The organism is Chryseobacterium sp. CP-77, from assembly GCF_036362765.1.
Classification (GTDB): domain Bacteria; phylum Bacteroidota; class Bacteroidia; order Flavobacteriales; family Weeksellaceae; genus Chryseobacterium; species Chryseobacterium cupriresistens.
The window spans coordinates 1744005-1756269 of record NZ_CP143637.1; the positions used below are offsets into that span (position 1 = coordinate 1744005).

The 12265-nt window shown below is 33.6% G+C and carries 15 protein-coding genes and 1 pseudogene; 4 read left to right on the top strand and 12 right to left on the bottom strand.

Annotated features, from left to right (window positions below; all coding sequences use genetic code 11):
- Window positions 1–8: 8 nt before the first annotated feature.
- Together V0410_RS07835 and V0410_RS07840 are read right to left on the bottom strand one after the other, a co-directional pair.
- Window positions 9–2798: a SusC/RagA family TonB-linked outer membrane protein gene (locus V0410_RS07835; protein ID WP_330747019.1), complete on the bottom strand. Its 2790-nt coding sequence runs from the start codon at window positions 2796–2798 to the stop codon at window positions 9–11.
- A gap of 421 nt (window positions 2799–3219) precedes the next feature.
- Window positions 3220–3429: a phosphatidylserine decarboxylase gene (locus V0410_RS07840; RefSeq protein ID WP_330747020.1), complete on the bottom strand. Its 210-nt coding sequence runs from the start codon at window positions 3427–3429 to the stop codon at window positions 3220–3222.
- Window positions 3430–3947: 518 nt separating this feature from the next.
- Here V0410_RS07840 and V0410_RS07845 point away from each other — a divergent pair.
- A complete protein-coding gene (locus V0410_RS07845; protein WP_330747021.1) occupies window positions 3948–4949 on the top strand; it encodes an SDR family oxidoreductase in 1002 nt (333 codons plus the stop codon).
- Between the two features lie 99 nt (window positions 4950–5048).
- On the opposite strand, the gene V0410_RS07850 is transcribed toward V0410_RS07845, so the two are convergent.
- The gene (locus tag V0410_RS07850) at window positions 5049–5213 is read right to left on the bottom strand and encodes a hypothetical protein (RefSeq protein WP_330747022.1); all 165 of its coding nucleotides are present in this window, start codon (window positions 5211–5213) and stop codon (window positions 5049–5051) included.
- A gap of 488 nt (window positions 5214–5701) precedes the next feature.
- On the opposite strand from V0410_RS07850, the gene V0410_RS07855 reads away from it, so the two are divergent.
- From V0410_RS07855 to V0410_RS07865, 3 genes and pseudogenes are all read left to right on the top strand, one after another.
- Window positions 5702–5902, top strand: a complete 201-nt coding sequence (locus tag V0410_RS07855) for a hypothetical protein (RefSeq protein WP_330747023.1) — start codon at window positions 5702–5704, stop codon at window positions 5900–5902.
- A 6-nt stretch (window positions 5903–5908) separates the two neighbouring features.
- Window positions 5909–6115: a hypothetical protein gene (locus tag V0410_RS07860; protein WP_330747024.1), complete on the top strand. Its 207-nt coding sequence runs from the start codon at window positions 5909–5911 to the stop codon at window positions 6113–6115.
- An 88-nt stretch (window positions 6116–6203) separates the two neighbouring features.
- Window positions 6204–6398, top strand: a pseudogene (locus V0410_RS07865) (succinate dehydrogenase/fumarate reductase iron-sulfur subunit); the annotation flags it as partial.
- Window positions 6399–6583: 185 nt separating this feature from the next.
- Here the strand turns inward: V0410_RS07865 and V0410_RS07870 are convergent.
- The 9 genes from V0410_RS07870 to V0410_RS07910 all read right to left on the bottom strand — a co-directional run bounded on the left by V0410_RS07870 (window position 6584) and on the right by V0410_RS07910 (window position 12204).
- A complete protein-coding gene (locus V0410_RS07870) occupies window positions 6584–6775 on the bottom strand; it encodes a hypothetical protein (protein ID WP_330747025.1) in 192 nt (63 codons plus the stop codon).
- Between the two features lie 578 nt (window positions 6776–7353).
- A complete protein-coding gene (locus V0410_RS07875; RefSeq protein WP_330747026.1) occupies window positions 7354–7827 on the bottom strand; it encodes a hypothetical protein in 474 nt (157 codons plus the stop codon).
- Between the two features lie 4 nt (window positions 7828–7831).
- Complete coding sequence (locus V0410_RS07880) at window positions 7832–8149, bottom strand: hypothetical protein (RefSeq protein WP_330747027.1); 318 nt, start codon at window positions 8147–8149, stop codon at window positions 7832–7834.
- 143 nt (window positions 8150–8292) lie between these two features.
- Window positions 8293–8622, bottom strand: a complete 330-nt coding sequence (locus tag V0410_RS07885) for a hypothetical protein (RefSeq protein ID WP_330747028.1) — start codon at window positions 8620–8622, stop codon at window positions 8293–8295.
- Window positions 8623–8726: 104 nt separating this feature from the next.
- Entirely contained in the window at window positions 8727–9476 is a 750-nt protein-coding gene (locus tag V0410_RS07890) for a hypothetical protein (protein WP_330747029.1), read from the bottom strand.
- Complete coding sequence (locus tag V0410_RS07895; RefSeq protein ID WP_330747030.1) at window positions 9473–10576, bottom strand: hypothetical protein; 1104 nt, start codon at window positions 10574–10576, stop codon at window positions 9473–9475. Before V0410_RS07895 ends, V0410_RS07890 begins: the two co-directional genes overlap by 4 nt.
- Window positions 10577–10615: 39 nt before the next feature.
- Window positions 10616–10870 carry a hypothetical protein gene (locus V0410_RS07900; RefSeq protein WP_330747031.1) on the bottom strand — a complete coding sequence of 85 codons (255 nt, stop codon included), beginning with the start codon at window positions 10868–10870 and terminating at the stop codon, window positions 10616–10618.
- A gap of 671 nt (window positions 10871–11541) precedes the next feature.
- Window positions 11542–11868: a helix-turn-helix domain-containing protein gene (locus V0410_RS07905; protein WP_330747032.1), complete on the bottom strand. Its 327-nt coding sequence runs from the start codon at window positions 11866–11868 to the stop codon at window positions 11542–11544.
- Window positions 11869–11901: 33 nt separating this feature from the next.
- The gene (locus V0410_RS07910) at window positions 11902–12204 is read right to left on the bottom strand and encodes a hypothetical protein (RefSeq protein ID WP_330747033.1); all 303 of its coding nucleotides are present in this window, start codon (window positions 12202–12204) and stop codon (window positions 11902–11904) included.
- Window positions 12205–12265: the final 61 nt, after the last annotated feature.

Consider the following 12265-nt stretch of genomic DNA (forward strand, 5'->3'; position numbering starts at 1 on the left):
TCTTACTTTTAAAAATTTGCTTTAAAACCAAAGCTGAAAGTTCTCATTTCAGGATACATATATCTGAACTCCCTGATCCCGTTTTTACCGGCCGGAGATTTTTCTTTATACCAGTACAGTACATTAGAGCAGTCTAAAAATATGCTCGCACTTTTGATAAAACTGTTTTTGATCTTATGTAAAGGGAGCTTATAATTAAGATTAATGTTCTGAAGTTTGATATAGCTGTTATCATATACATATTTGCTATTATTCGACATCGAAGGCTTATTTGTAGGCTTTCTATTGGAGGCCATATCTCCCGGAGCCTGCCAGTAATCCAACGCGTTAACACTTACATTACGGTTAATAAGAATGGTATATTTATCAATCAGATCACTAGCAATCAGCACGTTTCCACCCCATTCAAAATTCACTAAGAATGAAAGACTCAGATTTTTGTATCGGATGGTATTACTTAAACCTCCGGTAAAGTCAGGCTGGGTATCACCTATGATGGTATAATTGGTGGCATCCAGAGGAGTAAACTCTCCTGAATCCATAGGAACTCCTTTTACCATAAATCTGTCTAGACCATTTGCGGGATTAACTCCCAGCCATTCATATCCCCATATCGCTGAAGTTGAAGTTCCAATTTTTTGGGCACGGGCATACGCAGCTGTTGAAAATTTTTCTTCAAGTCCGAAAAGAGCGGTTACTCTGTTTTTTACGGTAGCAATATTGAAACTGCTGTTCCATGTAAAACTTTTTTTATTAAACCAGTTTGCTCTTACAGAAACTTCAACTCCCTGATTATACATTTCAGCGCCATTGATTTCTGCAGATTTATAGCCGGTTTCGATGGGAACATCTCTGGATACAATCATATCTGAAATATTATTCCTGAAAAGTTCTATAGTGAAATCTATTTTTTTAAATAAGCTAAAATCAATTCCCAGGTTATATTTTTCGTTTTTTTCCCAGGTGAGCTCGCGGTTCTGCGGTGAAGTCACTTCAGGGTATGCATAATCATAGTCATAAGTAAACCCGTTTCCTGCAACGGTATACAACCCTGATGAGCGGTAACTTCCAATTCTGGAATTCCCGGTAATTCCCCAAGATGCACGAAGTCTCAGAAAACTTAATACTGAGCTATCCTCCAAAAATCTTTCTTTGGAAATCAGCCATGAAGCACCAATCCCTCCATTTACGGATGCATTCACATCTTTTCCAAAAGCAGAGCTTTCATCTCTCCTTACACTGGCAGAAAGAAAATATTTTTTATTAAAATCATAATTCAGTTGAGAAAAGAAACTTCTTCCGCTATCTTCCTGGGTGAGAGCTCTGAAAGTAGTTCCGCCCAAAGCATTATAAGGATCCTGGTACGTAGCATACTCTTTAAAATTACTTCCGAGGATAGCTTCTTTATAATCTTTTGTATGACGAAGCTCCATTCCAACCAGTAAGTCAGCATGATGTTTTTCCCAGAAAGTCTTTTCGTAATACAAATGGGTGCTCCAGTTCCATTTTTTACTGTCTGAAGTATTGATACGGCTTTTCCCAAAGCTTGTTTTCGTGGATCCGCTTTCATTAAGCCCGGATTTCCAATCTGTATTTTTCTTATCTGAGATATCAAGTCCGAAAAGGGTACTCAGCTTTAATCCTTTTACAATTTCATAGCTGATATTTAAACTTGAAAGCAAAGAATTATTTTTAACGTTGATCACATTTTGGGTGGCTGCAGCAAGAGGATTAGCAATACCTGAAGTACCTGTTGGTCTGAAGCCTCCATCCTCATCATAGATTGCTTTATCTGGTGACAGAATAAAGTTGAAATAAGTATTAGGCTGCTCTTTAAAGAAATTATTATAGGCCGCATAGAGACTAATATTCAATTTTTTATATTTGAAGCCTATGGTAGCATCTATCCCTTTTTTTTCCAAAGAATTCATGACCTTGGATTCATTATTTTTTGAATAATCCAACCCTACCCGGTAAGTGAAATATTGTCCACCACCACTGGTGGTAAAGTTGGTCCTGTAAAAATCACCATTCCTGTTCATTACATCAAACCAGTTGACATCTACTCCATTCCATGGATAAGCTACAGGCTTGGGAAGGTTTTTAGAATAATCATTATAAAGCTGAGCATACTGCTGTCCGTTCAGGTATTTAATTTTATTAATACTCTGAGAAACTCCATATTGGGTAGTAAATGAATAAGTCGGTTTTCCTTTATGTGCTTTTTTAGTGGTAATCAGGATCACTCCATTGGCAGATTCAGCTCCGTAAAGTGCTACTGCTGCTGCATCTTTCAGGATATTAATACTTTCAATATTATCTGTATTGAGCCTTGCCAGTGGATTAATATTCATCTCGGAATTGGATTCTGCACCATTAAAGTAAGTCTGAGCAAAGGGATTGTCTTCTCTCATAATGACACCATCTATAATGATAAGTGGCTGTGTAGAAGTCCCAAAAACTGCTGAAAGCGGAACCAGAGAGCCTAGTCCTCTAATATTTATATTTACAGGCTTTCCCAGTTCTGTATTATTTACAATCTGTACTCCGGGAGCCATCCCTGCAATCATCTTATCTATACTTTCATAAGCTTGGGAAACATTAATATCTTTTTCTGTAAGCGTTACGATGGATCCCACAACTTCTTCTTTAAGCTTTTTGGTTCCATAGGAAGATGTCACAACAACTTCCGCAATCGATTGCACATTTGTAGAGTCTTTTTTTTCAGTTGTTGAAGTCTGGGCATTGGCACTAATAGCACCACAAATCATCAGAATACTGGTGACAGATTTATTCATTACTGTTGAAATAGGAATTATTTAAAATAAAAATAAGGAGGTTTACGAACTGTATTCTTTATCAGAATTGAAACTTATGGGTATAATAGGAATAAAATACAGAAACGTACATTGTTTAATCGCCATCCTCATAAAAACTTAATTAGAATTAATAAAAATAATTGCAAATTTAAGTAATTTAAATAGAAACAAAGAATTCATCCTTCATTATTAATGTATCCATATGAGTAAACGGATTATATGAAAACGTAGAGAAAACACAGAATCAGTAGATGTACTTTTTTTTTTTTAGGTTGGCTTTGATATTCCCTGATAACAGCTACTTTTTTTAACCAATATACATTATATCAAGTTATAAAGCCTTTACTAATAAATCCTTGTTTCTGCCAATATGATTAATACGCTATTCTTTTACGCATTTTCACATAGGTTTCAATCCTTGCTTTGTATTTTCAATAATGTCATGATCAATTTCTATAAGCATCACGATTGTCGAGCCTCCAACTGCAAAATATCCCATCTCCTGCCCTTTTGAGATTTCTGAATATGGGCTAAAAGTATTCATAATACTTCCAAACATGGTCGCTCCCACAGCAGAAATCAGTATTTCACCTTTCTGAGAAGTTGACAAAATGGTATATTCCGTTTTATTTTCGCAAAAAACTCTTCAAAAATCTTTAATCAAGGCATAAGGTGATACCGACAAATAATGTCCTTTTATCTTTACAGGTTCCGATGGGATACCGTCATAGGAAATGAAAGCGATGATAAAGATTAGGAGAAAGCCTTTAAATAAAAATTGATGAATTCTCAAAAGACCGTGCTAATTCCTTATTTCCAAGAAAACCTTCCAATGTAAAACGCTGTCCTTTTAAATAGAATTCGTATACATGTTTCCGAAAGTGATTATTTTTCATCAATTCCTACGCTATTCATATATTTTTCCTTCGGCTCATAATAACAAAACGTATGTTACGCAAAAGAGAGCACTTCATTTGTCATTTCCTTTCAGTTTGGATTTTTTCAAAAAAAGAAGATATTATGATTCAAATTATAAAATAGAATTCATCAATTTGGTACTTTTACTAAGTACGGATACCATTGAATTGTAAGGTCTTTAACAAACACCACTCACAAATCTTAAATAATATGGAAAAGGACATCACACGAAGAAATGCTATTGGAAAAATAGCAGCAACAATCGCGGTGGCAGCTGTTGCTCCGGGATCTTTTGCCCAAACCCAAAAAAGCATCAAAAACAATATAGATCCGGGTCTTACAGATCCTACAAAAAAGTACCCTCAACCGCCATTCAAAAGGCAGTTCCAACCCTTTCCCGGCCTGGCAGGAAAAATGGTGCCTGTACCGGACCACGGAGAAGAAAGCTATATCGGATCCGGAAGACTTAATGGTAGAAGAGCATTAATTACAGGAGGAGATTCAGGAATTGGACGTGCTGCAGCAATTGCTTATGCGAGAGAAGGAGCAGATGTGGCCATTAATTATCTTCCGGAAGAAGAACCGGATGCCATACAGGTTATTGAATTGATTAAAAAAGCGGGACGAAAAGCGGTAGCCATTCCCGGAGATTTACGGGAAGAATCATTTTGCAATAAACTTGTAGCACAGGCTGTAAAGCAATTAGGAGGCTTGGATATTCTGGTTAACAATGCAGGACATCAGAAAACACATGAATCTATTCTTGACATCAGCACTGAAGAATTTGAAAGAACAATGAAAACCAATATCTATGCGCCGTTTTGGATTATTAAAGCAGCACTGCCCCACTTAATGCCAGGCTCATGCATCATAGGCTTATCATCTGTACAAGCATACGATCCATCTGCTGACTTGTATGACTATGCACAGACAAAAGCAGCAACAACAAGCTATATAAAATCCCTGGCCAAACAATTAGGACCAAAGGGGATACGGATCAATGGCGTTGCGCCGGGACCGGTCTGGACGGCTCTTGAAATCAGTGGCGGTCAAACTCAGGAGAAGATTGAAAAGTTTGGTGGAGAAACCCCGTTGGGAAGACCGGGGCAGCCCGCTGAGCTTGCATCTATATTCGTTCAGCTTGCTGCCAATGATGCAAGTTTTGCAACTGGACAGATTTATGGGGCAGCAGGAGGAAGCGGTCAACCTTAATTAGCATTTACATTTGAATAATAAAAGCCACCATGATGAGTGGCTTTTTATCATATAGCAATTTGATTTACTGTCACAAAGATAACGTCAAATCATGATTCACATACCTACAGATCGGGCATTAACTGTAAACCCGTCTTTCCCATTTCCATCTATGTGGATTTCATCATCTCCATGCTCCGTCAAGTCCTTGTATACAGAATCCGCATTTTCCTTTCCCAAATCAATATCTTTATATCCTGCTTCACTATCAGATATAATCACTGCACAACCTGTATGGTACTCAGCACCTTTTATCTCTCAGGCAATACAATTTGAGTAGTAAAATAGTTGACCTGCTCACTACTTATTGTAGGGTTCCAATCTTTACCATATTCATTATGGATCTTGACAATACCTTTCAGCTCTGAGCCATCTTTCTAAAAACTAACTATTCCTTTAAAACAAGTATAATCCCATATAAATTGTGAACATTTCCTTTTCCCATTTTTTCAAAATCTCAAAAAATTGAAAAGCATTTTAATTTTCGGTTTATACTAAGAGAAACACAATCGATAATCAAAATTGTGTCTTCAAGTTGGCATATAGCAAAGTAGTTTAATGTTTATTTTGTGTGATATATTACTCGATCGATTTAAGGGAAATCAATAATTATCGAAAAACAAACATTACAATAATTCTATAGCAGTTGTGATTCTCATCATAAAACTTTCGTTTTTTGATCGCTAAGTTTGATCATCAAAATAATTATTATGAAATATGTAACACAATACCTTTTCTTACTATGTACAACGGTATTAGCGTGTACAAAATCCGAAACACAATATATTAACCAGGATAATAAAAGAGAAACGGTGAATGATAAAGCTTCCGATACAATCCAAACACTAAAAGTAATATCAGATACAGCAAAGCTCCAAAAAGAGAATCATGTAAAAACTGCTAATGAATAATTAAGTATGATTTCAAAAGGCAGAATAATTATTATTAGTGGTAATGATAAAATCACTACTGATGAAGCAGAATGTGAATTAACATCATATCAACTGCTAGCCAAAGCTTTTGGGTTACTGTCTGTACAAAAAGATGTCCGTATTGAAATCATTATGGAATCAAGTTTAATAGCCGGCAGAAAAAAGAACTATTCTACATTCCTGAATAAGTAATTCCTATTGTATTCAGCTCTAATATGAGATCACTCATAAAAACTATAGTGGTATTAATTATACTTTACTCATCAAAATTAAAAATGCTATGAATACTAGAAAATATTTATCACTTACCTTGAAAATCTGGCGGCAGAAAAATAGAAAAAGTAAAGGCAAATTTGAAATATATAAAATTTCAGGTATTTCTACCGATTTATCCTTTCTGGAAATGCTGGATATTCTTAATGAACAGCTAATTGATGAAAATAGAGTTCCCGTTGCCTTTGATCATGACTGTCAATATTGCTTTAAATATGGATGGAACTCTCTGGGCATGGGGAGAAGCACCCACTAGGATATTTGGAAATGGCACTAGCGGTTTATCAAATTATCTTTTTTACCAACTAAGGTAGGCGCCGCTGCATACGAAAAGTTATTTAAAACATTTTTTACAGGTTTAATCTCCACTTGGAGATGGGGATTAAATTAGTAACAGCTGCTACAATATTTTTTATCTACATATTCTTTATTTCCTGAAGTATTAACATAATAGCATCCTCCTTTTTCACCAACATGTAGAGTATGTCCATTGTACGAACAAGCTGCGGAATCTGGTCCGCCACTACTACAAGAGATTACAGCAACAAAAAAACCAGTAAGTAAAATTATTTTTTTCATGATATATTATTTAATTGATCCAAAAATACACTAACATATAATAAGCAAAATACTGCAAACCGTAATATTTATATATTCTTTCTATTCGCTGTAAATCTCCTTTAAAAAAAATCGAGAAATTATCCGTTTGGGCTCCAGCAAATAGTTCAACAATTTGCTAATAGATGGTAGGTGACCAAAAGAGGCAACTAATGAAAATTGAAGACAAATTTTCATACTTTCAGACTTGAGAGTTAAACAACATAAAACCTAATCTATGAGAAATTATTTGATACAAATGAGCTTTGTAATTCTTGCTTGATTTGACTTAAACGAATTAAATCATCGATAAAAGTGTTTGAAGATACGCTCGTCTTGGTCACCAAAAGCCAAAAAGCGCCACTTTAGACAAGTGGCGCTTTTTTTTATTCTTCTAATTATGAATTTAAATATTTTATTTCTAAAAATATGAAGGCGCAGCTTCGAATGAAATATTCTCAAAATATCTTCTCACTAAGAATAGTTTTAACATATCAATCAAAATCTTTTCGAATCTGAAAAGATTTTGTATTTATTGCTATGATATGAATTTAATATAACTAAGGGTATGAACAATTTCTAAATATTGGATAATTTTTTTTTAGCCTGTCGGTTAATTTTCCCGTACGATCTTCATATTGGGAGTGTTTTTTCTCACTAACTATCCACCATTTACTGTAGCCATCATAATAGATAGTATCATTTAATTTTTTATTGTTTTTGTGTAAAACAAATGAATAAATAATATGATTTGAATATTCAGGACTTTCATTCCCAACCAGTTCCAATTTTTGAACAGAGTTAATTATATCAGTATAATTTAATATGCTGAAATTTTGAGTGATAAAACTATTGTTTTTTTTATTATCCTCCCAAAAGTATTTCTTTTCAAAACTCAAGTCTGCATCATCAGAAATACTAACTTGTTTATATAGAATAACTGAATTACTACTTTTTGTTCCCCAATTTGAGCATGATATGAATGAATACATCAAAAATAAATAAATTGATGAGATTATAATCTTTTTATACATAATTCTACTTTTTTAAAGTTGTACTTTTAATTGAACTTGTAGGAACCTTAATTCCCCAATAAACCTTTCTTTGAGGTTCACCTAAGGCTTCATTTACTTGATTTGACAAAAATGTTGTTCTTATTTCTTCATTGTTGGTAAAACCATTGCTATCTAATTTATCAAACGGTTTTATCCTTTGAAAATAGTTTACGTTATCAAACATAAAATTTCCTGCGTGAATAATTTCATGACCTAAACCTGAAATTACTGATTTATTTTTATCATATATATTAAATTTTTCAATTAACACCTTCGAGCGCACATTATCAACAACATTCATCTCTACACCATATTTCTCGGAGATTTTAATAGTTGAACAACCGATAAAAACGAATGGAAATAAAAATATTGTTAAATAACTTATTCTTATATCTATCGTTTTAGAAACAATAAGCCTGAAGATCATATAAATGTAAGCAATACTTATTTATTAGGCATATATGAACATTCTCTAAAAAAAGGATAGGTACTTTTTAAAAACTCAGCTGTTTTACCTTGTTCATCATAGTAATATTTTTCTCTTTTGTTTCTAATTAATATCCATGATTTTAAATTATAGTCAGAATATAATGTATCTTTTTTTGATGTAATAAATGCAAAAATATACTCCTGCAGTGTACTTTTCGGTAATTCTTTATAGGTTTCTATTTCAGAGAGAAAAGCAACCTTATTCATAAATAAAAACATATGTTCATCAGTTTGGTTCCAAAATATTTGAGGGTTAATATTAGAAGAATAACTATCAACTCCCATAAATCTTACAATTTTTACGGGTTTTATAAAATCGGAGTCAGTATTCTTAATATGACATGATAATAAAAAAAACAATAGGCAAAATGAAACTAATCTTCTCATACTTATTTCTTTATTTTATTTGACAATACTCCAGTTGTTTTTATATCATAACCTTGATGGTTGCTTCTTGGAGCTTCTTTTAGATTAATATTTATTTTTATTGAAATTTCTGTAGTATATTTTTCTTCCGCATTTTTAAAATATGGAGATCCTTCTCGAGTGGAAATATCATTTACTCTTGCTGCATATTCATTTGTTGTTTTTGACCCATTTGTACTAGTGGTGAAATTATATGCATGAACCAAATCATGTCCAAAAAGTGATGTTGGCGAATTAACTTGTGAAGTTTTGGAAAATTTCCCACTTTCGACTTGTTTTTTTAGATCATTATATGAAGCATCATTAACATCATCAAATAGGGCACCTCTTGTAGTTGAAAACTTCAAGGTTCCTATGCTTTTATAATCTCTATTATTATTTCTAATATCATTGATATTTCTACCATAAGAAAAAGATGTAGAACACGTTTCACAAGCCTCTATTATTGAAAGCTCTCTTTTATCAGAAATTAATGTTTCCAAAACATTAACTTGTTCCCCATTTATTTCAATATTTGAAGCTGTATATAATGCATCAAGTGCTTTATATGTATCTGACAAAAAAACATCTTCTATTTTAGAATAATCCCTATTTTTCTGATAAGTATATTCTTGCTGATTTTTATTATCACTTCCACTATAAATAATGATCTTATTTCCATCAGGATCTATAAAATAAATAGGATTATTTACTGCATAATTATATCCACTCAAATCAGTATGTTTTTCACTATATGCATCTTGGCCCCCCATCTTCCAAGATCTGGCATATAAAACCTCGCCCCATAATCATACATTCCTGTCTCCTGTAGTTCCTTCCCGTTGTATTTATAATTTTTATAACCTCCCAACAATCCTTTATTAGTACCAATATGATTCATTCCAAATGCATAATAATTATTGGTGTCAGTTATTTCAAGAGCCCCTGTACTTCCTTTCGTAAAACTTAACCTGCTATTTCCAAGGTGATCCTTATACTGATAAATATAACGGTTTTCCGTGAAACTGTAAAAACCTTCCGCCGTAGAAACAAAGTCTAGTATCCACGAGGGCTGAATTGGCTTTAGAACATTGGTGTCATTTTCGTTTTTAAAAGCTTCCTGCTCAAATGCAACACTTGTCCGGCACCAAAGGCATGTTGATATTTCTGAATACTGGTATTGGAAACCATCCAGATAATCTGTCATATTGGTGGATCCTTCTTCTAATCCAACAGTTTTATTGCCTGATCTTTCAGATCTGGATTCTCCGCCGATAATGAAACCATTGGAAGTTAAAGCCAGGGTTCTCAAATGATCGTCTCCTTTCCCTCCAAAGTTCTTTTCCCATTCTACCCTTCCGTTTTTGTCCAATTTCACGATCCAATAGTCTCCCTCACCAAAGTTTTCAGTTTTCTTTGTTCCTCCCAGCAAACTTCTGGAATACATTCCCAATAGTGCTCCTCCGTCTCTCGTTGGAATCATCTTCTCGACTTCATCCAATCCTTTTCCCCCCAAGATTATTTGGGATAACTCTTTTCCATCTTTATTCAGTCGGGTAATGAAGACATCTTTAGAACCATAACCTTTTGAGGAACTCTGTACGTTACCCGCAACAAAAAATCCTAAATCAGTAGTCTGGATAACTGCTCTTGCTTCTTCATCAGAAGAACTACCTAATGTTTTCTGCCATAGTTCATCACCGAATTCATTGATTCTGACCAGCCAGATATCTGATCCTCCTTTGGAATCCTCTTTCTTATCCAACCCTTTGGAAGAATAGCTAGTGCCTGCTACTAAAAATCCTCCATCTTGTGTAGTAACAGTTGCTAACAAATAATCATGGTTTGATCCTGAGAAATACTTTTCCCAGACCTATTCTCCCTGTTGATTTAACTTTATTAGGTGAAAATCGTAACCGTTATTTTGCTTTTGACTGCCAGCCACTTGTGACTGGCTTTTAGACCGTAAAGAACTTCCTGTGATAAGATACTGCCCGTCGATGGTTGTGGTAACCTGGCTTAGAAAATCCTGGGTAGAGGATTTGATGTCTTTCTGCCATACCACTTCCTGAGCAGGGATACCTAAGACCATGCATAAAGTGAATGCACAGAGTGAGAGTTTTTTCATTTCCTTATTGTCGCTTTTTGAGTTATTAATTAGTTTTTATTAAAATGCGAGTAATTTAATATTTTTTAAGAAACAAATAATAAAATATTTTCATTACAACTCAACTTCAATTTATTTGACAAAAATTGGCTGCAGAAACGACAAAACTATTATATTTAATAACTTCACAAAATGAAAGGAAGTATAAAAAAGTCTTATTCTTTTAGACAATCAACATAATTAAGACTTGATTATAAAGAAAATTATATTTCTCAAAATAAGTTATATAAACTCAATCTTAACCTCACTTAAACGAACCAAATCATCGATAAAAGTGTTTGAAGATACGCTTGTCTTGGTTACAAAAAAACAAACAGCGCCAACTGAAAACAGTTGGCGCCATTTTTTTCTAATGACCTGAAAACCTTCTAAGCTTACATTTTGGCCATGATATAGTTATAGGGATCAGCTAGTTTTTATTAGAGAGTTTTGATCCTATTATGTAAATTTCTTTTATAAAATCTGAAATTAATCTATCTGTAGAATTGGTGCTTTTAAGTATAGTATCACCATATTTAAATAATCAGCAAACAGACATTAAATTAACCTTCAAGACAAACCTCCGCCGATCCATTTGAGGTTAAATTTCGTAATAGGCTATTGGTTCTGTAGTCATTATAATCCAACTTCCATTACAAAAATATTCTCCTCCATTTGGTTATTGAATTTTTACTTAATCCAAAGTGTTTAGCTATCTGTGAATTATTCATATTATGTGTTTTCTGATAATTCAGAATCTTCACAATATCAGATTTGCTATATGAACGGTGCCTCGGGTTCAGTTTTTCTTTTTCTTTATCTATTGTACCAAAAATCCTTTTATTAAGTTCTAAAATGTCAATTACTGACAGATATTGTTTTCTTAATAGTTTTTCACATTCCTTTCTCTTATGGGGGAAACTTCTTATAATAATATCAGAATAGATTCGTTGATAGTTTGGCTGACTGTATTTTTGCATCTTTAATGTATGTTTATTAATTTTTTTTATTTTCTAAATAGTATTGTATTTGTTGACCCATTTATTTAAAGTACTATTAGGTATACCATATTCGTCTACGATCTGCCGTTTGGTTTTTTCTCCTGTCTTTATGAGTTCAAGTACAAATGCTATAATTTCCTGGGTATAGAGATTCTTTTTAAATTTTGGCAATTTTGAAACTTCCATTCCGTTGGATATGGCGGAAGGTGGTGCATACAATATCAGATGCTGAGAATAAATTCTAAAGAAGTCATATTCAAGCAGTTTACTCCACCGCATCAGAATATTGGTGGGTAGATCTTCTTGTGAATACATTTCTTTGACATCCTCCTCTGTACAGTTCAAAAAGCGACATATACGAGAGAGGTCAATTTTA

Coding starts and splice junctions, on each gene's coding strand:
- V0410_RS07885 (WP_330747028.1), bottom strand. CDS start 8,622: ATGGGAGTTGATAGTTATTCTTCTAATATTAACCCTCAAATATTTTGG.
- V0410_RS07870 (WP_330747025.1), bottom strand. CDS start 6,775: ATGAAAAAAATAATTTTACTTACTGGTTTTTTTGTTGCTGTAATCTCT.
- V0410_RS07900 (WP_330747031.1), bottom strand. CDS start 10,870: ATGAAAAAACTCTCACTCTGTGCATTCACTTTATGCATGGTCTTAGGT.
- V0410_RS07835 (WP_330747019.1), bottom strand. CDS start 2,798: ATGAATAAATCTGTCACCAGTATTCTGATGATTTGTGGTGCTATTAGT.
- V0410_RS07855 (WP_330747023.1), top strand. CDS start 5,702: ATGAAATATGTAACACAATACCTTTTCTTACTATGTACAACGGTATTA.
- V0410_RS07875 (WP_330747026.1), bottom strand. CDS start 7,827: ATGTATAAAAAGATTATAATCTCATCAATTTATTTATTTTTGATGTAT.
- V0410_RS07905 (WP_330747032.1), bottom strand. CDS start 11,868: ATGCAAAAATACAGTCAGCCAAACTATCAACGAATCTATTCTGATATT.
- V0410_RS07910 (WP_330747033.1), bottom strand. CDS start 12,204: ATGTATTCACAAGAAGATCTACCCACCAATATTCTGATGCGGTGGAGT.
- V0410_RS07845 (WP_330747021.1), top strand. CDS start 3,948: ATGGAAAAGGACATCACACGAAGAAATGCTATTGGAAAAATAGCAGCA.
- V0410_RS07860 (WP_330747024.1), top strand. CDS start 5,909: ATGATTTCAAAAGGCAGAATAATTATTATTAGTGGTAATGATAAAATC.
- V0410_RS07880 (WP_330747027.1), bottom strand. CDS start 8,149: ATGAATGTTGTTGATAATGTGCGCTCGAAGGTGTTAATTGAAAAATTT.